The sequence below is a fragment of the Actinosynnema pretiosum genome, assembly GCF_024171695.1.
Lineage (GTDB): Bacteria > Actinomycetota > Actinomycetes > Mycobacteriales > Pseudonocardiaceae > Actinosynnema > Actinosynnema pretiosum.
The window spans coordinates 112,232-137,963 of sequence record NZ_JAMTCF010000007.1; the positions used below are offsets into that span (position 1 = coordinate 112,232).

Below are 25,732 nucleotides of genomic sequence, written 5' to 3' on the forward strand. Positions count from 1 at the left end.
GCGAGCCTACCGGGGTATCCCGGTTGCAAGGGGGTGAACGGGTGTGTGTATTGTTCTCCACGCACCGCCGGTACGGGGTGCGGGGCGGGTTGCCCGAGCGGCCAATGGGAGCGGACTGTAAATCCGTCGCGAAAGCTACAGAGGTTCGAATCCTCTACCCGCCACAACACGTAGAACACCCCCGTGACCTGGTTGAAAAGGTCACGGGGGTGTTCTCGTCTTGTCCGGCTCTGTACGGCTGGAACCGGTCCTCTACGGCTGTCTGTACCGAGGACGTACCGAAGTTCCGCGTCCCCCTAGAGGGTGTTCATCCCCTTCTGGATGAGCTGCCGGGCACGTTCCTCCCCGCCGTCCACGCACTTCGCGTAGACCCGCAGCAGAACGGCCACGCTTGCCCCGCCCACATGGCCACTCGGGTCGGTTCCACGCCCAGGTTGAGCCAGGTCGACACGCAGGCGTGACGGAGGTCATAAGGCCGCTTCGCTAGTGGGGAAGCGGCGACTTCCGGGGTGAACACCGCAGCCCGCGCCAACGCCCACGTCCGGCAGTAGGTGGAGCTGCCGATCCGGCCTCCGCGCTCCGCTTCAAAAAGCAGCCCATCGGGTGAAGGCCGGAACTCGTCGAGGTGGTCGTAGATCAGCAGCGCGAGTTCGGGCGTGAGCGGCACCGTGCGGCCCTCGTCCTCCTCCCGGTGCTTCAGCCCTCGCTCCTCGTCCTTTCGGCCGCTGTCGGTCCACTCAGCCCCGATTTCCGGAGTGGCGATCTCCAAGTGGATGTCCCCCGACTCGGTCACCCGCCACCGACCGGCCTCCCGGTCCCACTCGCGTGGCGGCAACGCCAGGTCGCGCAGCCGCAGCGCGGACGCCTCCTCTGGGCGCAGGGCCGCGAAGTACATCAGCCCGAAGAACGCCGTCAGCTTCCGCCCGGTCCGCCCCACGCCCGCCACGGCGGCGAGCACGGTCCGCGCCTGCACCGGGTTGGCCACCGACCGCCGGTCCACCTGGCTCGTGACGCTCTTGCGCTTCTTCAGCGCGACCTCCTTCAGCGGGTTGGACTCCAGGAGCTTCCGCTCCACCGCGTAGTCGAGCGCGCTGCCGAGGGTGATCCGGCGCAACCGGACCGTGTCGTGGGCGGCCCGCCCGCCGTCCAGCTTCCGCTCCACGTCCGCGAGCAACGACCGCAGCACGTCGGGCTTCGCCAGGTCGCTCACCGGTCGGGTGCTCCGCGCCAGCCAGGCCAGCGCTTCCGCGACCTGCGCGGTGTGCTCCGCCTCCCTGGTGTTGCTGTTGAACGCCACCCGCATGGCCCTGCGCAGGACCACGACGTCCGGGTGGGTCCGGCCGGGGATGAGCAGCGCGCTGGTGATCGGGATGAGGGTGTCGGCGATCGTCCGCCGCTGTCCGGGGGCCGAGTCCCGCCACTTCATGTCCACGAACGCACAGGCGAAGGCGAACCACGGGGACGTCTCCCTGGTGCGCGTCATCCGGATCGGGAGGCCGGTCTCCCGGCTGAACGCCTCACCCCGATTGGTGGCGCTGAGGAGATCGGCGCGGAAGCTCTTGGCGAGCGCGCTGGTCTTGAACTTCTCCTTGAACCTCGTGCCGTCAACGGACCACTGCACCCAGTGGGTGGTGGTGCGCTTGCCCCGGTAGACGTCGATCGCGTAGATGCGCACGTCGTAGCTCGTGTTCATCACGCTGCCTCCGCGCACGAGTCGAACCACCGGTCCACGTCGGCGCGCTTGAACCGCAACTGCCCGTTGGGGAGCTTCCGGTGCTTCGGCGCCTGCCCCTTCGCCAGCCACTCGTAGAGGGTGGAGCGGGAGATCTTGAACTCCCCGCAGAACTCGGCGACCGTCAGGAGTTCGTCCCTGCTCACGGCGCGACCTCCTTCACCTCGGCCGGGAGGTAGCGCGCCCACGCGTCGCCGAGCCCGGTCTCCCCGTCGATGACGTAGCCCTTGAAGCTCTTGCCGCTGCTCTTGTAGGTGGTGACCTTCACGCCGTAGGCGTTCAGCTCGGCGGCGAGCTGCCGGGCCGTGAGCGGCTTGCCGTGGAAGTCGCCCCACGGGGCCTCGTCCATGCTGTGCAGCACGGCCAGGATCTCCACGGTGCTCATGCGCGTGACGCCGCGATCGGTGAACAGCCCGCGCAGGTCGGCCAGCAGCCGAATCCGGTCGGACACCGGGTTGGTCTGCGCCGCGCTCACGAAGTGCGTGCAGGCGGCCCGAGCGGTCTCCGGCCAGTGCCCGCCCGCGATCTCCGCGATCGCCAGCAGCGGCTCCCAGATCTCGGCCGACCGGTCGGTGACGCTCTCGGGCACCTCCGGGTAAGCGGCCCCGACCCGCTCGCCCACCGCGTCCATCCACGCGGCCAGCGCCTCCCGGATCGGCGTGGACTCCTCGTCCACCCGCCGCTCCCGGAACTGCTCCACCTTCTCGTCGCCCTTGCGGCGGCGCATGTGGACGGTGATGGCGCGGGTGGTGATCGTGTCGGGCATCCGGCCCGCGATCCCGGCCAGCGCGGCGGGGGCGTAGACCGGGAAGCGCTCGATCACCATGTTCCCGGCGTCGCCCTTGCAGCGGGCCACGGTCGCGGAGCGCTTGTACCCGGCGTTGACCAGCGCCCGCAGGTCCTCGTTGCCACCGCCCTTGGTGTCGAAGATGGCGTCGACCTCGTCGAACAGGATCGTGATCGGACCGGCCCCGACCATCCGGAACAGCGCGGCCGAGGTGGCGCTGAACGTCATCTCCGGTGCCTTCACCAGGAACTGGGCGACCTCCAGCACCCGCGTCTTGCCTGAGGCTGGCTCGGCGCTGGACAGAACCAGGCGCGGGGTGATGTAGAAGTGCTCGGCGGCCCAGGTGTGGGCGTACCAGAGGGCGAGCATCGGCGCGCAGTGCTCGTCCGGAAAGGCGTTGAACCGGCTCACGAAGTCGCGCACCTGGTCCAGCACGGCCGCCCCGTCGACCGGCGCGGCGCTCATGCCGCCACTCCCAGCGGCTTGGTGCCGCCGTGGGCGTCGCAACGCACCCAGGACGTGTCGGGCAGCCTGGCAGCCAGTGCGTTCGGTAGCGGGTGGGTGAAGCGGACCACCTGCGTGCAGCCGAGGTGTGCGCAGGGCAGCTCGCTGGTGAGCTTGCGCCGCTCGGACAGGCAGAACGGCAGGTGCCCGATGATGTGTCCCAGCTCGTCCGGGGCGTGGGCGAACTCGCGGGCGCGCTCCCGGCGGCCCATCTGGGCGTCGGCCCAATCGGCGGCGACGCGGGTGGCGATGGCGTGCGGGGTGTTCTCCTCCACCCGCGCCAGCGCGGCCATCACCACGGCGGCGGGCTTGCGGGGGTCGGTGTCGGGCAGCGCTGCCCACTCCCTGCTCCCGACACAGGGGATCGGGCCGTGCGAGCACCCAGCGGGCTGCTGCCGGGAGGCGGCGTAGGCGCGGCGCAGCAGCGGTTCGGCCCAAGCGCGCACGGGGTCGGTGCTGGCGTGGGCGGGGCGATTCCACGGGCGTTGGGAGTCCGGGTCGCAGAACGGGCGTCGGTAGTCAGCGTTCATCGCTGTGTCTCCAGTGGACTGGGTGGCCCCGCACCGGGGACGGGGATGGCACGTCCCCGGTGCGGTCGGCCAGGAGCGGGAGTCAGAGGTCCTTGCGGTTCTTGCGGTTGGCCCGGCGGGCGCGGCCGTTGCGGGTCAGGGCGTTCCACACGTGGCGGCCGATCCGGAGCCGGTAGCCGTCGCCCCGGCAGTGGCCGCAGGTGCGGTACGCCCGCATGACCGGCGAGCGGTGGCGGCCCGCGCCCTGGCACTTCCGGCAGCGCTTGAACGGCCAGATCGCGCAGGTGAGCAGGTAACCCACGGTGATTGCGGTGATGAGCAGCGCGGGAGTGGTGATGATCGTCGTGAGGGGGTCCACAGGTGGCCTCCGAAGCGTTTTTCGGGTGCGCTCGACCCGCGCCGCTAGGAGCTAGGGCGCTGATCAGCGTGGTTGTGAGGCGCTAGCGGGGGCGCTAGGTCTAGCGGGGCTGGGTGCTAGACCTAGCGCGCGCCCGCAGCCGCTCCCGGCGACTATTTGCTGACACTGTCCGTGACGGCTGCGGCGACGTCGGCGCGGGTGAGCCCCCGGCGGTTGGCGCCCTTGCCGTCCGCACCTGTGCCCCAGACCTGGCCGGTGCTGACCCCGTGCGGCTTGAGCGCCGCAGCGAGCTGCACCGCGCGGCCCTTGCCGTCCTGGTCGGCCCACGGCCCGTAGGCACCGGGTCGCAGCTCGGCCAACCGCTCCACGATGGACTCGGACCACATCTTGTCCGCCGAGCCCATCGCGGCCAGCACGTCCGGCAGCAGCGTGGACGTCACGTCCCCGTCGACCACCTCGGCGTCCAGACCGGCGGCGTACCCGGTGAGCGACCCGGCGGCCGTCCGCAGCGCACGAGCGCGGCCCGCGATGGTCTCCGCGCCGGGCCCGTCCACGTAGACGCCCTTGACCGTCTTCGTCTCGTCGGTGACGCCCTTCAGCAGCCCGATCCCCTTGTCGGAGAACGAGAACTGGGTGGCCCGCTCGCCGTTGCGGTAGCTGCTCGTGCCCAACACCATGTCGTTCGCCATCTGCCCGGTGACCTTGAGGCAGAACCGCAGCACCGCGTTGTCGCTGATCTGCGTGGGGATCGACTTGGAATCGGGCCGCTGCGTCGCCAGCAGCAGCACGATCCCGGTGGCCGGACCGCGCTTCACCAGGTCGGTGCAGATCTCCTCGACCTCCGCGCCGAACTCCGGGTGCTCGAACCACACCTGGCACTCGTCCACGCCGATGACGATCGGGTGCAGCCGCAACGACCTCTTCGACGCCAGCTCGGTCGTGACCTTGTTCTCCGGGCACAGGTCCTTGGGCAGCTCCCGGATCACCTTGGTGCGACGCCGGAGTTCCTGCCGCAGCGCCCGCAGGTCGGCCACCGCGTACTCCAGGTCCTCCGGGTCGTCACCGGCCCGGTACCGGTGGCACACCGGCCCGAGCGGTGACAGGTCGCCGGTGCCCTTGAGGTCGTAGGAGTGCAGCTCGGAACGCGGGTCGAGCGCGGCGATGAGCAGCAGCTCCCGCAGCGTGAACGTCTTGCCCATGCGGGGGATCGCGCCGATGATCCCGGCGACGAACATGAGCGTGACCTCGACCCACCGGCCGCGCACGTCCGTGCCGAACGGCTGCGGCTTGAACAGGTCGACCGCGCCACCGCGCCGCAGTGACCACGCGGGCTGCTTGGCCTTGGACATGTCCCGGTCGCCCACCCACAGCACGAGTTGACCGGGGTGGCCGCTGGTGTTGTTCTCCGGCCACACGCAGCCCAGCGGACGCCCCAGCCCGGACGCGAGCTTGTCCCGCTTCTCCACCACCTCGGTGGCCGTCACGCCCGGCGGCAACTCCACGTCTGCCCGCCAGCCGGGCCCGTCGCGGGTGATGGGCGCGGTGAACCCGATCGCGTGGACGTTCTTGCCCACCGCCTGGTTGATCCCGCCGATGCCGAGCGAGGACAGCGCCCGGACCACCACGTCGCTGGTGAGCTTCTGCGCCTGCGGCCCGACCACGGCGCGCCCGGCCACCGGCCGGTCCTGCGGCGTGCCGAGCTTGCCCAGCACGGCGAGCGCTGCGGTGACGCAGACCCACCACACCCACTCGGGCGCGACACCGGGCAGCAGCACCAGCAGCACCACGCCGAGCGCGGACCCAGCCGCCAGCAGGACAGTCCGGAACCGGACCCGCGCGTTCCGCTCCTGCACCAGGCGGAGGTACTTCTCCGCCTCACCCCTGACCGCCATCTCCCGCCGCAGCGGACGCCCCTCGGCATCAGCGACCCACCGGCCGGTCGCGGCCATGAGCAGCAACGCGCCCTGTGGGGACCGCGCGGCGAGCTTGAGCAGGTACAGCGGGGTGCGCGCCGCGTGGTAGCCGGTGGCGTGGGCGTAGTGCCTGCCCACCCACGCGGCGGTCTGCCGCACCTCGGACAGCGTGCGCAGGTAGCCGGGGATGATCGGCAGCCGCTCGGTCTCCCGCAGCCGGGACACCCAGGTGGAGTCGTCCGAGCTGTCCGGCTGGTCGACCTGCACCAGCGCGGTCGGGGCGTCGTCCGCCACCACCTCGGCGTCCAGGACCTCCGGTGCCCGCTCCACCACGGCAGGTGGTTCAGCCGCCGCAGCCCTGGCGCGGGCGTCGGCCAGGTGGACCACGTTGTTCTCGTCGGGGTCGGGGGTGCTCATCGCGGTAGGCAGGCTCATCGGGTCACCTCCTGGTCGCCGTTGTGCATCAGGTGCGCCAGGGCCGCGCCGAGCCCGAGCACGATGACCGGGAGGCAGGAGACCGCCGTGGTGATCTGCCACGGCGCGGAGGTGAGCCCGGCGGCGGACATGAGGTGGTAGGCGACCTGTCCGGCCGCACCGAGCACCAGCGCGCCGAGCGCGGACCACTTGGCGAACCGGCGGGCACGCCCGGACCTGGTGGTGTCGGAGAGCCAGACCCGCAGCGCGAACGCCGCGTACGCCTCGACCCCGAGCGGGAGCGTGATCGCGGAGTCGATGGTCCAGCCGTCCGCGATGCCGGGCAGCGGGGTGATCTCGCCGAACCCGGTGAGCTTACCCAGCTCCACCCAGCCGCCCCAGATGGCGACGAACGCGCCGAGCGCGATCACCAGCACCGGCCACGGCCGGACCTGGCGTACCTGCCGGGGCTCGGCGGTGCGACCGGTGAGCACCGCCCACGCACCTCGGACTCTGCCCTGCTCCACCGCGCCGCCGGTCGGGACGTGGGGCGTACCCAGGTCTGCGAGGGTGCTGACCTGGGTGAACGGGGCTGGCTCAGCCCTGGTCGTCGGAGTGGGGACCACCGCGTCCACGGTGGTGCTGGTGGTGATGTCAGCCGGGGCACTCGCGGGCTTGGCGTGCTCAGCGGCCGGGGCGGCGTCGTGCTCGGTGCCGAACTCAGTGGTGTCCTCTGCGGTGCCCTCGTCCGGGGTGGGCACGGAGTGCAGCCGCCGAGCGGGGGACGTGACCAGGCTGGTGCCCGCCACGAACCCGGCGGATCGCATGGCCTTGACCGCGTCCAGCGCGGCCTTGGCCTTGGGGCCGCCGACCTTGAAGGTGCGCATCACCTCGTTGCGCGAGGGGAGACGACCGTGGTCGTCGGCGAGCTTGTCGACCTTCATGGCGAGGCGGTCGAGCTGGGGAGGGTAGGCGCTGGTCATCGCAGCACCACCGCCACCGTGGGCACCGTGAGGTGGGACTCGCCCGGCGATACCTCGGCGGGTGGCTTGTGGGTTCGCGTCCGGCTGGACATGCTTGGTTCTCCTGACCCGCCCCTCGGGGCGTGTTGGGTGGGAACCGGACCGGCGGGAGTTCTTGGCGGGACAGCCGCCGGTCCGGGCGAAATCACTCGTAGATCTCGGTGCACCACTCGCACCCGAAGCCACCGCACTCGTCGCAGAGGTCGGGGTTGATCTCCGGGTCGTTGGCGCAGTAGTCGCACAGCTCGTTGATGTCGCAGTCGGCGATCTCGCCGCAGCCTCGGCAGTCCGTCGTGATCACGGCAGTTCCTCTCCGGGATTCGGCGTCGTCAGGCCACCCGCCGGACGGCGGGCGACGCGGTGGGCTCCACCTGGGAGCTGTCCTCGGCAGTGGTCACCAGCAGGTGCGGGAACGTCTCGCGCAGCTCGGCGACGGCCTGCACCAGGCCGACGCCGTGGTGGGCCGTCACGCCGTTGAGCGCCCGGCGCAGGACGCGCAGGTTCCGGCGCATCTGCGCCTCACCGCTGACCAGCGCAGAGGTCGGCTCGGCGGCCGGGACATCCTCACGCGAGACCTGCTCCTGAATGGCGTTCAGGACAGCCCACGTGAGGCCGTCGGGGTACGTGGCTGGGGTGTTCACCGGGTTCCTCCTCGACTGTTCATCGCTTGCAGTGGCGCTAACAGTAGCGCTGTTGTTGGCGGAGGTGTATACCTCCAAACGGGTGAACCGCACTGGTGGCGTCGGTTTGGGTAGCGCTCAGCGCTAGAGTTATCGCTGGTAAAAGCGCTAATGGGAGGCTGGTTTGATACCCGACTGGGAAGGCGTCGCCACCGCGATCAACGCTCGGTTGAGCGATCGCGGGATGAAGCAGCAAGAGTTGGCGGAGCGCTCCGGGGTGAGCGTCGCCGCGCTACGGCTGCTCCAGAAGGCCAAGGCGACCAACGCGCGCCCACGCACCCTCGCGGCGGTGTCCGAAGCGCTGGGATGGCCGCGCGAGCACCTGGCAGCCGTGCGGGACGGGCGAGCGCCGTCCGATGGCGCTGTCCACCGGGAGCCGACCATGGCCGAGCTCGCCGCGGCGATGGAAGACCTGCGGGAGCGGGTCGCCGAGTTGGAGCGGGTGGTGGGCGAGGGAAGTTCCGAGCGAAGTGCATGAGCGGGCCTTTCCGGTGGCGTCGGCTGCTTGCACTTCAAGCCTGACCGCCGGATAGCTATTGCAGAACTGCCCGACTACGCCCCGCTCACTGAACTTTCACTGAACCTGTACCGCTGAACTTTCACCGAACTTGGCTGCTCCGGGGCTTCAAGCACGGGGGAGCGGGTGAGATGGTGGGGGCATGGAACTCAACGGCGCGCCGGTGACCCTGGAAGAGGTCAAAGCCCTGGCGCTCACTAACTACGGCCACTTCACGTCGATGTTGGCAGAGGATGGCAAGGTGCGCGGTTTGTCGCTGCACTTGCAGCGCTTGGCGCGCGATTGCCGTCTCCTGTTCGACGTGGAATTGGACACCGACATGGTGCGCCACTGCGTTCGGTCCGCGCTGCCGGATTCCGGGGACCGCACCGTGGTCCGCGTGACCAGCTATGACCCGGGTATCGACCTGGGCACCATCGGTTCTGACGCCACGCCGCACATCCTCGTCACCAAGCGCTCGGCGTCCGACAAGGTCCCGTCGCCGATGAGATTGCAGGCAGCGTCCTACCAGCGCGAACTTCCCACGGTGAAGCACATCGGCTTGTTCGGCGCCCTCCAGCGCCGCCGCACCGCACAGCGTGAGGGCTTTGACGACGTGCTCTTCCTGAACCCCGACGGCTACATCTCCGAGGTGGCCACGTCGAACATCGGGTTCGTGCGCGACGGCCAGATCGTGTGGCCGCGCGCCGCCTACCTGGCGGGGATCACGATGACCCTGCTGCACCAGGAACTTGACGAGCCGGTGTCCACCGAACCGCTCTCACTGGCTGATCTGAGCCAGATGGAAGCGGCATTCGCCACCAACGCCTCGACCGGTGTTCGGGAGATCCTGTCGGTTGACGACGTCGCGTGGGAAAGTGGTCACCCGATGTTGGGGGAGCTGCGGAAGATGTACGAAGACATTCCGGCCGAGACAGTGTAGAAGCCTGTTTCGGGCTGGCGGGGAGGAAAAGACGGATGGCGACCGTGCAGAGTTGGTCCGGGGTGGAAGTTCGGGCGCTGCGTGAAGCGAAGAGGATGAGCATCCGCGAGTTCGCGGCCCACCTGGGCGTCAGCGAGCGGATGATCTCCAAGTGGGAGGCAGGGCGCGAGTCGATCCGACCGCGCCCGGTCAACCAGGCTGCGCTGGACACGTGCCTGACCCGAAGCGATCCCGACACGAAGGCACGGTTCTCTTTACTCACTGGCGATTCGCTGGTGCCAGGCTCGGGGGAGAACGTCCAGGTCGAGCCGATCGGCTCCAGCCAGGTGCACCACCCGGCGGACGGCAGCCTGATGGTGAAGGTGGACGGCAGCGTCTTCCTGTCCGGCCCAAGCAACACCCCGGTGTGGATCCCGGACTTCTACATCGACGTCTACCCGGTGTCGAACGCGGACTACGCGAGGTTCATCGTGGCCACCGGCCACGCCCCGCCGCACCACTGGCCGGATGGGCGCCACCCGGCGGAGCTGGCGGACCACCCGGTGGTCTTCGTGACCTGGGAGGACGCGGCGGCCTATGCGGCCTGGGCGGGCAAGGCGCTACCGACCTCCCAGCAGTGGGAGAAGGCAGCACGAGGAACCCGCGGCACGGTCTACCCGTGGGGCGACCAGCCGACCCCGGCGAAGTGCAACGTGCGGGAGAACGGCGTGGGCCAGACAACCCCTCGCGTCTGCTACCAGAGCGGCGCGAGCCCGTACGGGGTGTACGACCTGTGCGGGAACGTGTGGGAGTGGTGCGCGACGGAGTCCAAGCCGGGCCGCCAAGAGCTGAAGGGCGGCGCGTGGACCAGCCCGTTCAACCGCGCCACCCCGTCGTCGTTCAACGACGCGGCGGTGTCGATGTGTGACGATGACACCGGGTTCAGGTGCGTTGCCCCGGTGGAAGCGTTCGGTGGCGGGGGAGCAAAGTGAATGAAAACGGCCCCTACTGCGCGCAAACCCGCAGGTCAAAAAGTGTCTTCCCCGCGCCTGCGGGGGTGGTCCGCCGGGCGCGAGTGGGACGACGAGACCGACAAGGTCTTCCCCGCGCCTGCGGGGGTGGTCCGGTGGGCGGGTGGTCGGGACTGATGTCCAGGGCGTCTTCCCCGCGCCTGCGGGGGTGGTCCGCGCCCGCTGACGCCTCGCGGGCGCCCGGCGTCGTCTTCCCCGCGCCTGCGGGGGTGGTCCCACGCTCGTGCTCCACTCGCACCACCACCCCGGGTCTTCCCCGCGCCTGCGGGGGTGGTCCGCGCCAGCACTCCCTTACCGACGTCGAGTACTCGTCTTCCCCGCGCCTGCGGGGGTGGTTCGGTCCACCGTGACCGCCGCGCCAGACACGAGCAGTCTTCCCTGCGTTTGCGGGGATACTGGCGAGCGCGGGTCGACCAGGAGTCGGCCCGCGCCCGAAGCTGTTTGTTACCGCGTGGGATCTGGGCCGGGGCTCAAGGCCCTTCTATCCCAGCGCTTCTCGTGAACCGCGCCTGCCGGGCGAGTCCAGCGGTCCTCGCTGTCGGGGCGGTCGTGCCAGAGGGTGTGGCTGTCCGGGGTGATGGTCAGTCCGAACTGGTCCCAGTCCGGTCGGCTCAGGTGGTTCCACAGGTCGTGGGCGTTCTCCACCGCCTGCCAGAGCCGTTGTGGTCCGCCCTGGGTGACCTCGTGGAGCCCGTGCGCTCCGGTAAGGGCGATCTGCGCCCATGAGCCGTCCGGGGTGGAGAGGGTGACGGCAGTGGGTGGGCTGGTGGTGCTTGGCCCGGTGTAGCCGATTGTCACGTCGGCGGGCAGGTCGAGTGCGGCGAGGAACCACACCACCATGTTCTTCCACGGTGTCTGTGGGTCTACGGGACTCGTGGACTCGTGGACGTCGCTGCTGTCACGTGCTGCTCTGGCCACTGCTTGCGTAGGTCCACCGGGCTGGTGGCGCAGCCCCATGAACGCCGCGTAAGTCGGGTCGAACCGGCCTTCAGCGCGGTGTTCCGAGGTGCGGGTGACCTTGACCAGGCTGCCCGCGTTCTGTGTGATCTTCAGGTCGGTCAGCACTGTGCCGCCGACCCGTAGTTGTTCGATCCACGCCCAAGGGATGGCGGGCACAGCGCAGGTGGCGATGATCCGGTCAAAGGGCGCGTGCTCTGCCAAGCCGAGCGCCCCATTCGCGACCACCAGTGTTGGCGCGTGCCCCAGTTCGGCCAGTCGTGACCGGGCCAGGTCGACCAGGTCGGGTTCGACGTCGACGGAGAACACGTTCTCCGCGCCGAGCCGGTGTGAGAGTAGGGCGGCGTTGTAGCCGGTTCCGGTGCCGATCTCCAGCACCCGATGCTCGTCCCGGACGTCCAGGGCTTCCAGCATCCTGGTCATCAGGCCGGGCTGGCTGGACGAGGACAGCACCCTGCCCACTTCGGCGTCCTGGCGCAGCGCGGTGACCAACGGCTTGTTGGAGTACACCGCGTCCAGCCACGCCGCCCGCCCCTCCGCCGTGCTGGTGCTGGACTCGACCCACGTCCCGTTCGTGTCCTGGGTGTGGAAGCGCGGCACGAGTGCGTGCCGGGGGACGGCGCGCACCGCGTCCCGCCAGGCCGGGTCGGTGAGCTTCCCCAGCTCGCCGAGCATGTCGGCCAGTTCGGCAGCGCGCGGGCGCCACTCCTCGTCAGGGACGGTCGTCACGTGCGCACTCCCGTGAGTAGGTCTGCCAGCGCCGCAGTGATCGGCGTGCCGGTCTGGGATTCGAGCCACCCATACTGGCCCGCCGAGTTGCTCTCGTAGAACACGAAACGCCCGGTGTCCCGCTCGATCCCGAAATCGAGTGCCGCATACGCCAGCCCGAGCGTCCTCATGTACGCCCTGATCCCGGCTTCCACCTCGGGCGGCGTGTCCACCAGTTCATAGGCCAGGGCGTCGAAGTCCGCCCGCCAGTCCTCATGAGCGGCGGCCGAGTTCGCGGTGATCACGATGGTGAACATCCGCTCGCCCAGCACCACCACGCGGGCCTCCACCCCCTTGTCCACCCACGCCTGCGCCTGCAACGCGGTCGACCTAACCCCTCGCAGCTCGTCCAGGTCGGCGGGCTCGAACCGGCGGGTGTACGCGACCTTGACCGCCCCGCCCTCGGTGAGGGTGTTCGGCCCGAACGACTTGTGCACCACCCCACCCGGCAGCGTCGCGGCGAACCGCCGCACCGCAGTCGGCGAGTTCGTCACCAGCGTCGGCACCACGTGCAACCCGCAGGACGCAGCGGTGGTGAGCTGCAACGGCTTGTACATCGCGTCGGCAGCCCGGTTCGGATGGTTCACCCACAGCACGTCGGGCAGCGCCGCCAGCACCCCGCCGAACCCCAATCGGGCCTCACGGTGCGCGTAGGCGCGCTCGACCTCGGTCAGCTCGGGCGGGAACACGAACGCGGACGGGTCGCGGTACCAGACGGATCGGATGTCGCGGAGGTCGACCGTGCGGTGGTCGGTTGACAGGGTGCCTGCCCACCGACCGTCGACTAGCTCCGCGTCGAGCACGAGCTGGCGCGGGAACCAGCTCGTGTCGGCGCGGAACACCTCGACACCCCGGCGGGTCAACTCGGCCACCACCGCGTCGGTGGGGGCGTCGGCTTCCTGGGCCAGGATGAGGACGGTCATTACTCCTCCCAGCCCCAGTTCTCCTCCGGGCCCTCGTCGCCGTCGGTGGAGGACTTGGTGGCCCACTCCTTGCCCATCGTCTCGATCAGCGGCCTGCGCTCGGTGTCCACCGCGAGCTGTCGGGTGGGGCAGTAGGAGACCGTGCGGCGGACCGGCGTCGGAACGGTCGTGGCGAACCGCAGCCCGAACGGCCGGGTCTCGTCGGGACCGGGTGCGGTCGACACGACGTGGGCGCGGATGGTGTTGCGGAGCTGGGCGCTGGACAACGGGTTGGCGTCCACGAGGGTGCCGGGTAAGTCGGCCATTGCGGTGCCTCCTTCGGCTCAGGGCTGCTGCGGGTCAGCGGCCCTGAGCACGAGACAACCGTGGTTCGGTCCCGTGGAATTGCACAGATGTTGCACAGGTCGGCACAGAGCGTCATCACGATCTAGGTTCCGGACGGCCTCGGAACCTAGACTCGGGCCGCATCCGGCAAGCCTTCGAGAAGGGCGTGGCGATGGCAGCGAGTCCCCCGGCGACCGGCGAGAACATCACGGTGCTGCGCAAGGCCGCAGGGCTGACACAGCGCCAGTTAGCCACCCGCGCGAACATCTCCTTAAGCCTGCTGTCCAAGGTGGAGGTTGGTGACCGCGCCGCCAGCAACGCGCTGGTTGCCGCCGTCGCCCGCGCGCTCGCCGTGCCGATCGAGCGCGTCCACGGCCAGCCCTACCAAGCCGAGCATCGCGAGAGCGGCGTGGACAACGCCATCGACCGGTTGCGCGCCGCGCTTCGTGGCTACGATCTGGCCCCGGATGAGAGCGTCCCGTTCCGGCCCGTCGAAAGACTCCGGGCCGACGTTGAGGGGGTCAGTCGGCGGCGGCGCTCCGGGCGTTACGCCCGACTCGCGTTCACCCTGCCCGCGCTGCTGGAAGAGCTGACCCTGGCGAGGCACAGCGTCACCGGCGCCCGTGAGCAGGAAGAGGTTTTCGAGCTGCTGGTGACGGCGTTCTACGCCGCGCACGGCCTGGCCTACCGGCTCGGCTACGCCGATCTCGCCGAGTCGATCGAGCACAAGCTGGGGTGGGCGGCCGACCGGACCGGCGACCCGCTTGCCGTGGGACTCGCGCAGTGGACCAGGGTGAACGCCTTCCAAGCCGCAGGGGACTACGGCCGCGGCTTGCAGCTGCTCGACAACGCCCGCCACCAGCTCGATGAGCACGTGGACCTGTCTGGTTCGGCTGCGGTCACCGTGTACGGCAGCCTGCACCTGCGGGCCAGCACCCTCGCTTCCCGCGCCGGTGACGCCGACACCGCCCGCGCCCACCTCGGCGCTGCCGCTGAACTCGGCGCGCGCGTCCGCCGCGACCGGGTGCACTACCAGCTGACCTTCGGGCCGACGAACACCGCGATCCACGACGTCGCGGCCTCGGTCGAGCTGGGCGACCCGGAACGGGCCGTTCGCATCGGCGCGGACTTCAAGCGGGGGAGCGGCCTGCCCGCCACCAGGATCGGCCACCTGCACATCGACTTGGCGCGGGCGCACCTGATGCTCGGCGACCGGCCCGGCACCCTGCGCGCGCTGGAACAAGCCCGCCGCGCCGCGCCGGAGCAGACCCGCTTCCACCCGATGGTTCGGGAGACGACCCGCGTCCTGGTCAGCCTGCACCGCCGCAGCAACCCGGACCTGAGCAAGTTCGCCACCTGGATCGGGCTCGCCGACTGACGGCCTCAGCGGGCGGTGACTGCGGTGACTGCGGTAACCGGGCTGGTCACGGGGTTACCGAGGTGGGCCGGGTTACCGATCCCGGCGCGAAGGTTGCGGTAACCGCACCGTGGTCGGTAACCCGCTGACCTGCTGGGTTACCGAGGTCACCGCAGTCACCGACGTGTCGGGTGCGGCTTCCCCGAGCTCGCTCGCCCACCCCCGGTGAGTGGGGCTCGGGGACGGCGGTCAGCCCTGTCCGTACCGAGTGCGTACCGAAATAGCCGCATCGGTGATAGAAACAGCAGCTCAGGGGGCGGAGCGGGGACGGACTGTAAATCCGTCGCGAAAGCTACAGAGGTTCGAATCCTCTACCCGCCACAACACGATGAACACCCCCGTGACCAGCTAGAACAGGTCGCGGGGGTGTTCTCGTTCTGCGCCTGGCCGCGTTCGGCGGGCACCGGCCTTCTGCGGCTGTCCGCACCGAGGCGCGCCGAAGTTCGTCACCCCTGCAGGTGTTCCGACCGTTCCGGGTGAACCCCCTCCGGGAGGCTGGTCGTTCCCCGGCGCGGTGCTCGGACCGCGCCGTCCTTGTGACCCGCGTCATGTCCGTGGTGGTTGGTGTGACGTCGTCCGTCTTCCGGCTGCGCGAGAAAGTGCACTCCATCGGGTGATGTTCCGGCGGGGCCGTGAACGGGGTCTGTTCGCGTCGGGCAAGGATGGAATGTGAAAATTCGGAATAATTTTCGCTGTTTCCCCAGGTGAAAGCGTTGCGCTGAGCGATTCAAAAAATTCGGAATATCCAGGAAAGCGTTGTGCGAGCGCAACGGCGTTCGGGCGAGCCTTGCACTGGTTTGTCCGTCCATTGGACGATCGTGGGGCTTCAAGAGCACGTCTCCGCCGACGACTCCGGGGCGGGCGCCCGGTCCGGTTCCTCCGGGGCGCCGGGCCCGCCAAGCCGATGGGCGGGAAGCGGATGCGCGAGAAGCACGGTGGAAAGCCTGATGACGACGGTGAAGGGCGGGAACCGGCACCTCGTGCCGGGCGCTGCCCTGAGCGCGGAAGGCATCCCGGCCGCTGGCAGGCGGTCAGGACGGCCTTCCGCGTCGTCTGGCTGATCATCCGAGTCCTGCTGTGGTCCGACATGGACCTGTAGCGCCACAGCAGTACGCGCCGGGGGGCGTGTCGGAAAGGAGTTCCGGCACGGCCCTCGGTGTCCGCGAAGTCACCCACGCGGATTTCGCGGTGTTCATCCGTTGCGTGGATGCAACGAATCAACGGCTCAAGTGTCTACGCGACACGCGGGGGCGTCAATTCCCCTTGCGGTCGGAACCGCAGGTCGGCAAGTGCGCGCTCCACACTCGTGGGGTCTTCCTGCCCGCCCGTTCGCGGTGGGAATCAGTTGTGCGGAGGGAGCGGGTTTTCGTTCTTCGCCGGTTCCGCCCCGTGCGGGCGGTGCCCATGTGAGGTGGAGGGGCGTCCGGGGGCGGCGTTGGCCGGTGGCGCGGTGCGTCCCCTGGGCCGTGGTGCGTGCCCCGGCAAGGTCGCCCCCGGTCGACGGGGAGGGTGGCCCAACGGGAAGGGCGGGCGCGCAAGTGCTTCCTCTCACTTGCGTGCCCGCCCCGTATGAAGCATAACTCATCTCGAACACATGTTCGAGCCCTACGCGATCGCCGCCCGTCCCGCGTCGGTCAGCTCCGCGCCCGCGCGCTCGTCCAGGCGCACCGCGGCGCGCGCCCGCACCAGCCCGAGGTGCACCAGGTCGTGGATCGCCGCCCGGTCCGAGCACGGCAACCCGTCCACGTACAGGTCCGGCTCGCCGCCCCCGGACAGCTCCGCCCGCCCGGCGGCCACCGCGCGCAGCATCGACCGCACCCGGCCGGACAGCTCGATCACCTCGATCATGACGTCCCCCTCGTCCGTCGCTTCCCCCGCACCAAGGAGAGCGCTCCGAACCCCGACGCGTACCGGATACGCCGCGTTTCACCCGGCCGGTCGAGGGCGGGACCGGTCAAGATGTCGCTCGATCGGGGTGGCCGTCGCGCTGTCTGCCGAACAGGGTGATCGGCTGGTCTGATCGGCCCAGCCGAAGTCTCGACGACCGGTCGGCGACGGGAACGGCACGTCGTCGTCAGTAACGGTGTTATGGGTTTCGGTTGGCGGGATGCTGTCCCGCATGACCGGAACCTGGATCGTCATCGCCGGGGTCGTGGTCGGCGTCGTCATCGGGCTGGCGCTGCGGCCCCCCGGCGCGCGGCGCGAGCCCGCGACCCGGCAGCCGCCGCCGCGCGAACGGCTCGTGGCGCTGCTCGCCGCCGCCGACGAGCTGGAGCGCGGGCTCGACGCCGTGCTCGACTTCGGGCCGCTCTCCGCCGGTGAGCTGGCCGCCGTCGACCTGCCCGCCAAGCTGGAGCACCTCGTCGCCCCGCGCGTCCTGACCTGCCCGACCGTCGCCGAGCTGCGCGCCTGCACCGAGCAGATCGCCCTGCACCCCTTCCCCGAGCAGCGCGAACTGCTCGCCGCCGTGCGCGCCGACCAGCGCCCCGCCGCGATGTCCGCGACCTGGCTGGTGATGCGCGAGGCCGCGGGCAGCGCCGCCGCGCAGCACCACGCCGCCGTCGAGGCCCGCCGCTGCCTGGCCACCATCCGCGACCAGCTGACCCCCGAACTGCCCGGCCCGACCCCCGCGCTCGTCTGACCCGAACCCCTGGCAGGACCTGAACGCCCTGGGCAGGACCTGAGCCGGGAACGACCGAACCCCGGCACGACCGAACCCCGGCACGACCGCTCCAACCGCAACCGCAACCGGCCCCGGTCCCCACCCCGCCGGTCCGCGAACCAGGGCCCCGCGCGCCTCACCAGGCCTTCACCTCCAGGCCGCTGCGCGTCACCCGCCCGGCCGACGGGCTCGGACCCGGCCCTCGGCGGTGCCGAGCCCCCCACCCCGTCACCGTGCAGGCCGCCGCTGCCAGGTGGTCCACAGCGGCCGGTACCCCCGCGAGCCCCAGAACGGCGTCGAGCGCGGGTTCGGCAGGGAGTGGTGCAGCAGGGTCGCGCCCACGCCCGCCGCGTCCAGCCGCGCGTGCAGCCACGCCACCAGCGCCCCGCCGACCCCGCCCCCGCGCAGGTCCGCCCGCACCCCGAGCACCCCCAGGTACGCCACCGGCGACACCGACGTCCGCCCCGCGATCCACCCGCTCGTCCCAGGCCCCTGGCACGTCAGCAGCCCCACCGGCTCCCCGTCCCGCCACGCCAGCCACGCCTCCGGCTCCGGCCGCCCGACCTCCTCGGCCAGCAGCTCCCGCAGCAGCGCCCCGGTCCTCGGCCGCTCGGTCACCACCCCGTACCGCGCGTCCACCCGCACCACCTCCAGGTGCAGCTCCGCGGCGACGTCCAGGTCCTCGCCCCGCAGCTCCCGCACCTCGACCGCCGGATCACCCGGTGGCGTCGGCCGCCCCGCCTCCCGCACCGCCAGCACCACCAGCGGCGCGAAGCCGTGCGCCAGCAGCACGCGGGGCGCGTCCTCGGCGCGGCTGGGCACGGTCACCAGCGCCGCCGTCTCCGGATCACCCCCGCCGGTCAGCGGCCACTCCCGCAGCCGCCGCTCCAGGTCGTCGTCGGGGCTCCAGCGCAGCACGTGCGCGCGCGGCGCCCACCAGGTCGAACCCAGCTCGTCGAGCGAGTGCTCCCGCACCGAGTAGGGATCGCTGGCGGCCGGGGGAGGGGGCAGCAGGGAGTCCACACCCGAACGTAGCGCCGCCCAACCGCCGAGCTCCAGGGCCGAGCGCCGCAAGCCCCGACGCCGCCAAATGGGCCTGCTATCCCCCGCCCAGTGTCGGAAGACCTGATCGTGTGAGTCGATCTGTCACTTCACGTGTCAACCCACTCACCAACCTGCCATTTTATCGCCCAACCGGGGTACATTGAGGTATAGGAGGGGTCTCGGTGGGTGTTCGGGACCCCTCAGTCACGCCAGGACCCCGCAGGCAGGCTGATCCGGCCGACCCCGCGACCCGGCCGACGAGGAGGCTGGATGTCCGACCAGACCTCGGCCCCGACGTCGAACACGTCGCCCAGGTCGACCAACCGAGCGTTCACCGCCTTCGCGGTGCTCCTGCTCGTCGCGGGCGTCCTGTCCGCGTTCCTCGTCGGATCGGGCCTCCCCGAGGACCCGGCGCGCCTGAGCCTGCTGTGGACCGGCCCGCTGCTCGTCGTCGGCTTCCTGCTGGCCGAGCAGCTCGCCATCAACGTCGACGTCCGCAGCGGCGTCGCCTGGACGATCTCCTTCACCGAGATCCCGCTCGTCCTCGGCCTGCTCGTCGCGCCCTTCGAGGTCGTCCTCGCCGCCCACGTCGTCGCGGGCGTCGGCACCCTCCTGGGCAGGCGCGTGCTCGACCGCGCGGTCTACAACGCGGGCCTGATGTTCATGGAGATCTCGGTCGCCTTCGCGGTGGCCGACGCCGTCGACCGGTTCGTCGGCGACGCGGGCCCCGCCTGGGCGGGCGCGTTCGTCGGCACCATCAGCGTCCCGCTGCTCGCCAGCGTCCTCGGCCTCACCGCCCTGCGCCTCATGGGCAAGGGGATGCGCGTGGCCCCCAGCGGCAGGCTCGTCCTGCAGACCCTCGTCGTCGCGCTCCTCAACACCGCCGCGGGCCTGGTCGCCTACGAGGTAGCCGACCACGCCCAGTGGGGCGGCCTGCTCATCGTGCTCGCCTTCGCGGGCATCACCGCCATCTACCTCGCCTACTCCGGCCTGCTGCGCGAGCAGCGCGACCTGGAGGCGCTCAGCGAGGTCTCGCTCCGCGTCGCCCGCTCCGGCAGGCACGGCACCGGCCCGCGCGGCGGGGCCACCACCGCCGTCGACCCCGAGGACGGCAAGGCCGAGGCCGACGAGTGGCAGCACATCGCCGAGCGCATCCGCGAGCAGCTCAACGCCAACCGCGTCGTCCTGCGCCTGCGCACCGACCCGCAGGCCCCCATGCGCACCCTCGTCGCGGGCGAGCCGCTGCCGCAGGCCATGCGCCGCGACGACGCCCGCGTCTCCCGCGAGGACGCGATGCTCCAGCTCCCCGGCACCCAGGTCCGCTACTTCCGGGTCGCCGACGCGGGCGAGGAGGCCACCGATGCCCTCGTCCGCCGCGACGCCCAGGAGGCGCTCGTCGTCCCGCTGCGCGGCGGGGCCACCCAGCTGCTCGGCGCCGTCGAGGTGCACGACCGGCTCAGCCGGTGGCGCGGCTTCGGCAAGGCCGACATCCAGCTCCTGCGCACCCTCGCCAACCACCTGTCCACCGCCGTGGACAACCGCAGGCTCCTGGCCAGGCTCCGCCACGACGCCTACCACGACCCGCTGACCGGCCTGCTCAACCGCACCGGCTTCCTGGAGGCCGCCGCCGAGCCCGTCCGCGAGGCCGAGGCCGCCGTCGTGCTCCGGGTCGACCTGGACGTGCTGTCCACCGTCCTGGACGCGCTCGGCCAGGCCTGGGGCAACCGCATGGTCGTCGCCGCGGGCCGCAGGCTCCGCGACGAGCTGGGCCCCGAGGTGCCGCTGGCCCGGCTCGACGGCGGCGCGTTCGCCGCGCTGCTGGTCGACCGCAAGGCCGAGCGGGTCAAGGAGATCGCCGAGCGCCTGCGCGCCCGGCTGTCCGTGCCGTACCCCGTCGACCGGCTCACCGTCGAGGCGGGCGCCATCGTCGGCTGGGCCGCCATCGCCGAGGTCGAGGACGACGCCAAGGACGCCGACTCTCTCCTCCAGCGCGCCGACGTCGCCCTCCGCGCCACCAGCGAGAACGAGCCCATGCGCGCCTACGCGCCGAGCATGGGCCAGATCTTCCTGCGCCGCTTCCAGCTGGTCACCCAGTTCCGCTCGGCGCTGGAGAACGGCCAGATCTCGGTGCACTACCAGCCGAAGATCGCCCTGCCGAGCAGGCAGGTCATCGGCGCCGAGTCGCTCGTCCGGTGGAAGCACCCCGAGTTCGGCCGGGTCGACCCCGACGAGTTCATCCCCGCCGTCGAGGCCACCGGGCTCGTCGACGTCCTCACCGACTTCGTCATGGACAAGGGCCTGGAGCGGGTCCGCCGCTGGATGGACCGCGACCTGCGGATGTCCATCGCGGTCAACCTGTCCGTGCGCACGCTCGCCGACGAGGAGTTCCCCGACCGGGTGAAGGAAGCCCTGGAGCGCCACGGCGTCCCGCCCGAGCTGCTCACGTTCGAGCTGACCGAGTCCGGCGTCATGGCCGACCCCGAGCGCGCCCTGCCCGTCCTGCGCAGGCTGCACACCATGGGCGTCGTGCTGGCCGTGGACGACTTCGGCACCGGCTACTCGTCGCTCGCCTACCTCAGGCAGCTCCCGGTGGACGAGGTGAAGATCGACAAGAGCTTCGTGCTCGGCATGGGCACCGACCTCGGCGACATGGCCGTCGTCCGCTCCATCGTCGAGCTGGGGCACTCGCTCGGCCTCACCGTCGTCGCCGAGGGCGTCGAGGACGACGCCGCGCGCGACCAGCTCGTCGGCATGGGCTGCGACGTCGCCCAGGGCTACCTGATCTCCCGGCCGCTGTCCGAGGACCGCTTCGAAGCGTGGTTGCGAGCGCGAACGGTGCAGGTCAGGGGCTCCCGGGATGAGACGGTGCTCACTCTGGTGCACTAGAGGCACCCCCCGATTTCACTTCGTGCGGGATCTTGTGTAGAGTTCTCCTCAGCTCAGAGAGCGAAGCGAGAACGCACGAAGAGCGGCAAGCCCCTTTAGCTCAGTCGGCAGAGCGTCTCCATGGTAAGGAGAAGGTCTACGGTTCAATTCCGTAAAGGGGCTCCACGACTCGGCCGCGGTGCATGAGCATCGCGGCCCGTGTCGTGTAAAGCGGTGTAGCTCAGTTGGTAGAGCAAGCGGCTCATAATCGCTGTGTCGCCGGTTCAAGTCCGGCCACCGCTACGCGAATGGGTGAATTGTGCCTGCGGAGAGCGCAGGCGTGTTCGCTCCGCATCACACCGGGGGCACGCCCCCGGACCCCGTCCAGGCGGGCTTCGCCCCCTGGACCCCCTTTCGGGGGTCCGGTTGGTGGGGGAAGTTCCTTTTTCTCGGGTCTTGGGTCAGAACAGTTTTTGTTCTGGCCCTTGTGGTGTGTTGGTTCCTTTGCAGAGAAGGTTTCTCTGTGGACCCGCTGGAGTGGTAAGCCCGCTTCAGGCTTCGGGATCGTGTGCTCTGAGAAAGGCGAGGACCGTGGCTGCTACCGACGTTCGACCGAAGATCACTCTTGCGTGCGAGGAGTGCAAGCACCGCAACTACATCACCAGGAAGAACCGGCGCAACGACCCGGACCGCCTGGAGATCAAGAAGTTCTGCCCGAACTGCAAGACGCACAAGGCGCACAAGGAAACCCGCTGAGGTTTTTCTCGTAGCGACGCGAGGCCCGTCCCGGCTGGTTCCGGGGCGGGCCTCGTCGCGTAATCTGCGTCTCGTGCCACTCGACGCTTCGTTCATCGGACGGTCTTACCCGCCTACGCCGCCCTACGAGGTCGGGCGGGAGAAGATCCGGGAGTTCGCCGACGCGGTCGGGGCCACCAGCGCGGTGCACCGGGACGCGGACGCCGCGCGCGCGGCGGGCCACCCGGACGTCATCGCGCCCCCCACGTTCGCGATCCTGGTCTCGATGAGCGCCAACTCGCAGCTCGTCGAGGACCCCGAGCTCGGGCTCGACTACACCCGCGTGGTGCACGGCGACCAGGCGTTCAGCCACCACCGGCCCATCGTCGCCGGGGACGTGCTCAGCGTCGCGCTCACCGTCGACAACATCACCTCGCGCATGGGCAACGACATGCTCTCGCTGCGCGCGGAGATCACCGACCAGCACGGCGCCGCCGTCACCACCGCCAAGTCCACGCTCGTCGTCAGGGGGGAATCGTGATCACCGCGGCCGAGGTGAGCGTCGGCGACGAGCTGCCGCCCATCACCCTGCGCATCACCCGCGCCCACCTGGTCGCGTACGCGGGCGCGTCGCTGGACTTCAACCCCATCCACTGGAACCAGCGGTTCGCCGAGGGCGTCGGGCTGCCCGGCGTCATCGCCCACGGGATGCTCACCATGGGCCTGGCCTGCCGCATCGTCACCGAGTGGGCGGGCGACCCGGCCGCCGTGGTCGAGTACGGGACCCGGTTCGGCAGGCCCGTCCCGGTGCCCGACGACGACGAGGGCGCCGTGGTCGAGGTGACCGCGAAGGTCACCAAGGTCCTGGAGGACGGGACCTTCAAGGTGAACATCAACGCCAGCCACGACGGCAAGTCCGTCCTCGGCGGCGCCTCGGCGCGCGTCCGCCTCCCGTAGCGGGGGAACGGCGCCCAGCGCGGCGCTGAGGGGCTAGAAACCGCCGCAGAACGCGCTGGAGCCGGGGCCCGACGCGGTCGCCGAGCGGCGCTCCACGCCGTTCACGCTCACCTGGCAGCCCACCTCGCCGCCCTGCTCGCCGATCGTCACGGTGAGCACGCCGCGCGCGTCGCCCGGCGCGGTCACCTCGCGGCGCCACGGCAGCGAGGTCAGCTCCTCCTGGCCGGTGGACACGCCGCCGTCGTCGAACGTCGAGTAGACGACGGTGGCGTGCCCGGCCTCGCCCGTGACCTCGTAGACCACGGTCGCGGACCTCGGCCCCGACGGGCCGTTCACCAGCACCGCGCCCACCAGCGCGCCGAGCAGCAGCAGCGACGCGGCGGACACCACCAGCCACCGCCGCGACCGCTCCACCTCCCGCGCGGAACCCATGCCCCAGCCCCTCCGTCGATGCGGACGCTCCGCACGGGGCATCGGGAGCGGTGCGGGCCCGTTAGCGGACTACCCCCGAACGTGTGACACCCGAGGAGACGCTCAGAAGCCGCTGCAGGAGGCGATGGCGAACGGGCCGGAGGCGGTGGAGGTCTTCTGCTCCTGGCCGTCGACGGTCACCTTGCAGGTCACCGAGCCGCCCTCGGCGCCCGTGCTCACGGTCAGCGAGCCGCCGCTGAACAGGCCCTTGGTCTTCAGCTCCTTCGACCACGGCAGGGTGGTCACGTCCTCGCTGCTGTTCTGCATGTTGCCGTCACCGAAGGTCGAGTAGTTCACCGAGACGGACGGGGCCTCGCCGGTCACCTCGTAGACCACGGTGACCTCGCGCTCGGACTGCTTGTCGACCTCGTTCACGGTCGCGCCGAAGGCAGCGGCCCAGAGGATGCACACGAGCAGGCCCAGCGCGGACAGCACGGTGCCGCTGATGGCGAGGCCCTTGCTGTTGGCGGGGTTCTTCTTCAGCTTCGAGACGGCGACCAGGCCGAGGATCAGGCCGACGATCACCAGCGGCCAGGCGACCAGGCCGATGATCGGGATGAAGCTGAGCAGCAGGCCCACGATGCCCAGGACGAGGCTGCCGGTCGCGAGCCCGTTCTGCGCGGGCTGCGGGTGGCCCTGCGGCGCGTACTGGGTGGGCTGCTGGGGGTAGGACATCGGTGACTCCCGTGGTGCGGTGGCTCTCGGCGAGCCGGACGACGGATTAGTCGTGATCGCCAAGAATTTGTTAACGGCCGAAACCTCAATAGGGCATTTGGACCCCATCGGAGGGGGCGTTAGGCCGGGGTTCACCGTGAAATACCGCGTTTTTCGCCCTTTCGGGTTCCCCTTTTTAGGGGGTGGAACGCCGAAGGCGGCCCCCTGTCGGGGACCGCCTTCGGGGTGGGGCTTCGGTGAGCTACTTCACCTCGGCGAGCAGCTTCGCCATGCGGTCGAGGCCGGTCTTGAGGTCCTCGTCGCCGAGCGCGTAGGACAGGCGCAGGTAGCCGGGGGTGCCGAACGCCTCGCCGGGGACCACGGCGACCTCGGCGTGCTCCAGGATCAGCGCGGCCAGCGTCACCGAGTCGGTGATCTCCTGGCCCCGCAGCTCCTTGCCGATCAGCGCCTTCACCGACGGGTAGACGTAGAACGCGCCGGTCGGGGTGGGGCACTCCACGCCGGGGATCGCGGACAGCAGCTCCACGATCAGGCGACGCCTGCGGTCGAACGCGACGCGCATCGCGTGCGCGGCGTCCAGCGAGCCGGACACGGCCTCCAGCGCGGCGCGCTGTGCGACGTTCGACACGTTCGAGGACAGGTGCGACTGGAGGTTCGAGGCGGCCTTGACCACGTCGGCCGGGCCGATCAGCCAGCCCACCCGCCAGCCGGTCATCGCGTACGTCTTGGCCACGCCGTTGAGCACGATCGTGCGGTCGGCCATCTCCGGCACGGCCACCGGCAGCGAGACCGCCTCGGCGCCGTCGTAGACCAGGTGCTCGTAGATCTCGTCGCTGATCACCCACAGGCCGTTGGCGTGCGCCCACCGCCCGATCGCGGTGATGGCCTCGCGGCTGTAGACCGAGCCGGTCGGGTTGGACGGCGAGCACAGCAGCAGCACCTTCGTGCGCGGCGTGCGGGCCGCCTCCAGCTGCTCGACGGTCACCAGGTAGTCGGTGGTCTCGTCCGCCGTGACCTGCACCGGGACGCCGCCCGCGAGGGTGATCGCCTCGGGGTAGGTGGTCCAGTACGGCGCGGGCAGCAGCACCTCGTCACCGGGGTCGACGATGGTCGCGAACGCCTGGTAGACGGCCTGCTTGCCGCCGTTGGTGATCAGCACCTGGCTCGCGGCCACCTCGTAGCCGGAGTCGCGCTTGGTCTTCGCGGCGACGGCCTCGCGCAGCTCGGGAAGGCCCGCGGCCGGGGTGTAGCGGTGGTTGCGCGGGTCGGCGCACGCGGCCTGGGCGGCGGCCACGACCGCCTCCGGCGTCGGGAAGTCGGGCTCGCCCGCCCCGAACCCGATCACCGGTCGCCCCGCCGCCTTGAGCGCCTTCGCCTTCGCGTCGACCGCCAGCGTGGCGGACTCGGCGATGCCCCCGATCCGCCGGGAGATCCGGGGGTGCGAGGGGGCGGTGGGCGCGGGGGTCGTCTCAGGCTCAGCCATGGCGCCAATCGTGGCAGACGCGCCCCCGATACCCGCGTCCGCACCCCCGCTGACCGGGCAAG

At 70.7% G+C, this 25,732-nt stretch carries 26 protein-coding genes, 4 tRNA genes and 1 CRISPR repeat array; of the genes, 13 read left to right on the forward strand and 17 right to left on the reverse strand.

Annotated elements, in window-relative coordinates:
- Nucleotides 1-83 precede the first annotated feature (83 nt).
- Nucleotides 84-164 (forward strand) — tRNA-Tyr (locus LV78_RS15955).
- Between the two features lie 143 nt (nucleotides 165-307).
- Here LV78_RS15955 and LV78_RS15960 read toward each other — a convergent pair.
- The 9 genes from LV78_RS15960 to LV78_RS16000 form a co-directional block, all read right to left on the reverse strand.
- Nucleotides 308-1,693: a tyrosine-type recombinase/integrase gene (locus LV78_RS15960; RefSeq protein ID WP_253846055.1), complete on the reverse strand. Its 1,386-nt coding sequence runs from the start codon at nucleotides 1,691-1,693 to the stop codon at nucleotides 308-310.
- Nucleotides 1,693-1,878: a helix-turn-helix transcriptional regulator gene (locus LV78_RS15965; RefSeq protein WP_253846056.1), complete on the reverse strand. Its 186-nt coding sequence runs from the start codon at nucleotides 1,876-1,878 to the stop codon at nucleotides 1,693-1,695. Before LV78_RS15965 ends, LV78_RS15960 begins: the two co-directional genes overlap by 1 nt.
- The gene (locus LV78_RS15970; protein WP_253846057.1) at nucleotides 1,875-2,984 is read right to left on the reverse strand and encodes a DUF3631 domain-containing protein; all 1,110 of its coding nucleotides are present in this window, start codon (nucleotides 2,982-2,984) and stop codon (nucleotides 1,875-1,877) included. The genes LV78_RS15965 and LV78_RS15970 overlap by 4 nt, the downstream gene beginning before the upstream one ends.
- Entirely contained in the window at nucleotides 2,981-3,553 is a 573-nt protein-coding gene (locus LV78_RS15975) for a DUF2742 domain-containing protein (protein ID WP_253846058.1), read from the reverse strand. Before LV78_RS15975 ends, LV78_RS15970 begins: the two co-directional genes overlap by 4 nt.
- Before the next feature lie 82 nt (nucleotides 3,554-3,635).
- Nucleotides 3,636-3,911 carry a hypothetical protein gene (locus LV78_RS15980; RefSeq protein WP_253846059.1) on the reverse strand — a complete coding sequence of 92 codons (276 nt, stop codon included), beginning with the start codon at nucleotides 3,909-3,911 and terminating at the stop codon, nucleotides 3,636-3,638.
- A 152-nt stretch (nucleotides 3,912-4,063) separates the two neighbouring features.
- Complete coding sequence (locus LV78_RS15985; protein ID WP_253846060.1) at nucleotides 4,064-6,259, reverse strand: cell division protein FtsK; 2,196 nt, start codon at nucleotides 6,257-6,259, stop codon at nucleotides 4,064-4,066.
- Nucleotides 6,256-7,221: an ABC transporter permease gene (locus LV78_RS15990; protein WP_253846061.1), complete on the reverse strand. Its 966-nt coding sequence runs from the start codon at nucleotides 7,219-7,221 to the stop codon at nucleotides 6,256-6,258. The genes LV78_RS15985 and LV78_RS15990 overlap by 4 nt, the downstream gene beginning before the upstream one ends.
- A gap of 184 nt (nucleotides 7,222-7,405) precedes the next feature.
- Nucleotides 7,406-7,561, reverse strand: a complete 156-nt coding sequence (locus LV78_RS15995) for a hypothetical protein (RefSeq protein WP_253846062.1) — start codon at nucleotides 7,559-7,561, stop codon at nucleotides 7,406-7,408.
- A 28-nt stretch (nucleotides 7,562-7,589) separates the two neighbouring features.
- On the reverse strand, nucleotides 7,590-7,901 hold the full coding sequence (locus LV78_RS16000; RefSeq protein ID WP_253846063.1) for a hypothetical protein: 312 nt from the start codon (nucleotides 7,899-7,901) through the stop codon (nucleotides 7,590-7,592).
- Nucleotides 7,902-8,109: 208 nt separating this feature from the next.
- Here LV78_RS16000 and LV78_RS16005 point away from each other — a divergent pair, with 208 nt between their 5' ends.
- From LV78_RS16005 to LV78_RS16015, 3 genes are all read left to right on the forward strand, one after another.
- The gene (locus tag LV78_RS16005; protein WP_301306653.1) at nucleotides 8,110-8,418 is read left to right on the forward strand and encodes a helix-turn-helix domain-containing protein; all 309 of its coding nucleotides are present in this window, start codon (nucleotides 8,110-8,112) and stop codon (nucleotides 8,416-8,418) included.
- A 181-nt stretch (nucleotides 8,419-8,599) separates the two neighbouring features.
- On the forward strand, nucleotides 8,600-9,379 hold the full coding sequence (locus LV78_RS16010; RefSeq protein ID WP_253846065.1) for an aminotransferase class IV family protein: 780 nt from the start codon (nucleotides 8,600-8,602) through the stop codon (nucleotides 9,377-9,379).
- 35 nt (nucleotides 9,380-9,414) lie between these two features.
- Nucleotides 9,415-10,350, forward strand: coding sequence for an SUMF1/EgtB/PvdO family nonheme iron enzyme (locus LV78_RS16015; RefSeq protein WP_253846066.1), 936 nt, complete (start codon nucleotides 9,415-9,417; stop codon nucleotides 10,348-10,350).
- 44 nt (nucleotides 10,351-10,394) lie between these two features.
- Nucleotides 10,395-10,728: a CRISPR direct-repeat array (repeat unit 29 nt; unit sequence GTCTTCCCCGCGCCTGCGGGGGTGGTCCG).
- 105 nt (nucleotides 10,729-10,833) lie between these two features.
- Here the strand turns inward: LV78_RS16015 and tgmC are convergent.
- The 3 genes from tgmC to tgmA are packed head-to-tail and all read right to left on the reverse strand — an operon-like array spanning nucleotide 10,834 to nucleotide 13,342.
- Entirely contained in the window at nucleotides 10,834-12,075 is a 1,242-nt protein-coding gene (tgmC, locus tag LV78_RS16020; RefSeq protein WP_253846067.1) for an ATP-grasp peptide maturase system methyltransferase, read from the reverse strand.
- The gene (tgmB, locus tag LV78_RS16025; RefSeq protein ID WP_253846068.1) at nucleotides 12,072-13,037 is read right to left on the reverse strand and encodes an ATP-grasp ribosomal peptide maturase; all 966 of its coding nucleotides are present in this window, start codon (nucleotides 13,035-13,037) and stop codon (nucleotides 12,072-12,074) included. The genes tgmC and tgmB overlap by 4 nt, the downstream gene beginning before the upstream one ends.
- Nucleotides 13,037-13,342 carry a putative ATP-grasp-modified RiPP gene (tgmA, locus tag LV78_RS16030; RefSeq protein WP_253846069.1) on the reverse strand — a complete coding sequence of 102 codons (306 nt, stop codon included), beginning with the start codon at nucleotides 13,340-13,342 and terminating at the stop codon, nucleotides 13,037-13,039. Before tgmA ends, tgmB begins: the two co-directional genes overlap by 1 nt.
- Nucleotides 13,343-13,533: 191 nt before the next feature.
- On the opposite strand from tgmA, the gene LV78_RS16035 reads away from it, so the two are divergent.
- Nucleotides 13,534-14,739 (forward strand): helix-turn-helix domain-containing protein, encoded by a 1,206-nt coding sequence (locus LV78_RS16035; RefSeq protein ID WP_253846070.1) that lies wholly within the window; start codon nucleotides 13,534-13,536, stop codon nucleotides 14,737-14,739.
- 285 nt (nucleotides 14,740-15,024) lie between these two features.
- Nucleotides 15,025-15,099 (forward strand) — tRNA-Tyr (locus LV78_RS16040).
- A 1,284-nt stretch (nucleotides 15,100-16,383) separates the two neighbouring features.
- Here the strand turns inward: LV78_RS16040 and LV78_RS16045 are convergent.
- Entirely contained in the window at nucleotides 16,384-16,626 is a 243-nt protein-coding gene (locus LV78_RS16045) for a hypothetical protein (RefSeq protein WP_253846071.1), read from the reverse strand.
- 271 nt (nucleotides 16,627-16,897) lie between these two features.
- On the opposite strand from LV78_RS16045, the gene LV78_RS16050 reads away from it, so the two are divergent.
- Nucleotides 16,898-17,419 carry a hypothetical protein gene (locus tag LV78_RS16050; protein ID WP_015805325.1) on the forward strand — a complete coding sequence of 174 codons (522 nt, stop codon included), beginning with the start codon at nucleotides 16,898-16,900 and terminating at the stop codon, nucleotides 17,417-17,419.
- 249 nt (nucleotides 17,420-17,668) lie between these two features.
- On the opposite strand, the gene LV78_RS16055 is transcribed toward LV78_RS16050, so the two are convergent.
- Nucleotides 17,669-18,463, reverse strand: a complete 795-nt coding sequence (locus tag LV78_RS16055; protein WP_253846072.1) for a GNAT family N-acetyltransferase — start codon at nucleotides 18,461-18,463, stop codon at nucleotides 17,669-17,671.
- Nucleotides 18,464-18,754: 291 nt separating this feature from the next.
- Between LV78_RS16055 and LV78_RS16060 the strand changes: the two genes are divergently transcribed.
- The 6 genes from LV78_RS16060 (at nucleotide 18,755) to LV78_RS16085 (ending at nucleotide 23,041) form a co-directional block, all read left to right on the forward strand.
- Nucleotides 18,755-21,370: a putative bifunctional diguanylate cyclase/phosphodiesterase gene (locus tag LV78_RS16060; RefSeq protein WP_253846073.1), complete on the forward strand. Its 2,616-nt coding sequence runs from the start codon at nucleotides 18,755-18,757 to the stop codon at nucleotides 21,368-21,370.
- 89 nt (nucleotides 21,371-21,459) lie between these two features.
- Nucleotides 21,460-21,535: transfer RNA gene (locus LV78_RS16065), tRNA-Thr, on the forward strand.
- Between the two features lie 44 nt (nucleotides 21,536-21,579).
- Nucleotides 21,580-21,652 (forward strand) — tRNA-Met (locus LV78_RS16070).
- A 288-nt stretch (nucleotides 21,653-21,940) separates the two neighbouring features.
- A complete protein-coding gene (gene rpmG, locus LV78_RS16075) occupies nucleotides 21,941-22,105 on the forward strand; it encodes a 50S ribosomal protein L33 (protein ID WP_015805323.1) in 165 nt (54 codons plus the stop codon).
- 73 nt (nucleotides 22,106-22,178) lie between these two features.
- On the forward strand, nucleotides 22,179-22,625 hold the full coding sequence (locus tag LV78_RS16080; RefSeq protein ID WP_253846074.1) for an FAS1-like dehydratase domain-containing protein: 447 nt from the start codon (nucleotides 22,179-22,181) through the stop codon (nucleotides 22,623-22,625).
- The gene (locus LV78_RS16085) at nucleotides 22,622-23,041 is read left to right on the forward strand and encodes a MaoC family dehydratase (protein WP_253846075.1); all 420 of its coding nucleotides are present in this window, start codon (nucleotides 22,622-22,624) and stop codon (nucleotides 23,039-23,041) included. Before LV78_RS16080 ends, LV78_RS16085 begins: the two co-directional genes overlap by 4 nt.
- Before the next feature lie 33 nt (nucleotides 23,042-23,074).
- Here the strand turns inward: LV78_RS16085 and LV78_RS16090 are convergent, their stop codons facing one another.
- From LV78_RS16090 to LV78_RS16100, 3 genes are all read right to left on the reverse strand, one after another.
- Nucleotides 23,075-23,473 carry a hypothetical protein gene (locus tag LV78_RS16090; RefSeq protein ID WP_253846076.1) on the reverse strand — a complete coding sequence of 133 codons (399 nt, stop codon included), beginning with the start codon at nucleotides 23,471-23,473 and terminating at the stop codon, nucleotides 23,075-23,077.
- A gap of 102 nt (nucleotides 23,474-23,575) precedes the next feature.
- Complete coding sequence (locus LV78_RS16095) at nucleotides 23,576-24,187, reverse strand: MmpS family transport accessory protein (protein ID WP_253846077.1); 612 nt, start codon at nucleotides 24,185-24,187, stop codon at nucleotides 23,576-23,578.
- 241 nt (nucleotides 24,188-24,428) lie between these two features.
- On the reverse strand, nucleotides 24,429-25,670 hold the full coding sequence (locus LV78_RS16100) for a pyridoxal phosphate-dependent aminotransferase (protein WP_253846078.1): 1,242 nt from the start codon (nucleotides 25,668-25,670) through the stop codon (nucleotides 24,429-24,431).
- Between the last annotated feature and the right edge of the window lie 62 nt (nucleotides 25,671-25,732).

What these genes read in the sequence shown, in the direction of transcription:
- tgmB (WP_253846068.1), bottom strand. Translation starts at nt 13,037, where the DNA reads ATGACCGTCCTCATCCTGGCCCAGGAAGCCGACGCCCCCACCGACGCG.
- LV78_RS16050 (WP_015805325.1), top strand. Translation starts at nt 16,898, where the DNA reads ATGACCGGAACCTGGATCGTCATCGCCGGGGTCGTGGTCGGCGTCGTC.
- LV78_RS16035 (WP_253846070.1), top strand. Translation starts at nt 13,534, where the DNA reads ATGGCAGCGAGTCCCCCGGCGACCGGCGAGAACATCACGGTGCTGCGC.
- LV78_RS16100 (WP_253846078.1), bottom strand. Translation starts at nt 25,670, where the DNA reads ATGGCTGAGCCTGAGACGACCCCCGCGCCCACCGCCCCCTCGCACCCC.
- LV78_RS16095 (WP_253846077.1), bottom strand. Translation starts at nt 24,187, where the DNA reads ATGTCCTACCCCCAGCAGCCCACCCAGTACGCGCCGCAGGGCCACCCG.
- LV78_RS15985 (WP_253846060.1), bottom strand. Translation starts at nt 6,259, where the DNA reads ATGAGCCTGCCTACCGCGATGAGCACCCCCGACCCCGACGAGAACAAC.
- LV78_RS16060 (WP_253846073.1), top strand. Translation starts at nt 18,755, where the DNA reads ATGTCCGACCAGACCTCGGCCCCGACGTCGAACACGTCGCCCAGGTCG.
- LV78_RS16045 (WP_253846071.1), bottom strand. Translation starts at nt 16,626, where the DNA reads ATGATCGAGGTGATCGAGCTGTCCGGCCGGGTGCGGTCGATGCTGCGC.
- LV78_RS15990 (WP_253846061.1), bottom strand. Translation starts at nt 7,221, where the DNA reads ATGACCAGCGCCTACCCTCCCCAGCTCGACCGCCTCGCCATGAAGGTC.
- LV78_RS15975 (WP_253846058.1), bottom strand. Translation starts at nt 3,553, where the DNA reads ATGAACGCTGACTACCGACGCCCGTTCTGCGACCCGGACTCCCAACGC.
- LV78_RS15960 (WP_253846055.1), bottom strand. Translation starts at nt 1,693, where the DNA reads ATGAACACGAGCTACGACGTGCGCATCTACGCGATCGACGTCTACCGG.
- LV78_RS16015 (WP_253846066.1), top strand. Translation starts at nt 9,415, where the DNA reads ATGGCGACCGTGCAGAGTTGGTCCGGGGTGGAAGTTCGGGCGCTGCGT.
- tgmA (WP_253846069.1), bottom strand. Translation starts at nt 13,342, where the DNA reads ATGGCCGACTTACCCGGCACCCTCGTGGACGCCAACCCGTTGTCCAGC.
- LV78_RS16090 (WP_253846076.1), bottom strand. Translation starts at nt 23,473, where the DNA reads ATGGGTTCCGCGCGGGAGGTGGAGCGGTCGCGGCGGTGGCTGGTGGTG.
- LV78_RS15970 (WP_253846057.1), bottom strand. Translation starts at nt 2,984, where the DNA reads ATGAGCGCCGCGCCGGTCGACGGGGCGGCCGTGCTGGACCAGGTGCGC.
- LV78_RS16010 (WP_253846065.1), top strand. Translation starts at nt 8,600, where the DNA reads ATGGAACTCAACGGCGCGCCGGTGACCCTGGAAGAGGTCAAAGCCCTG.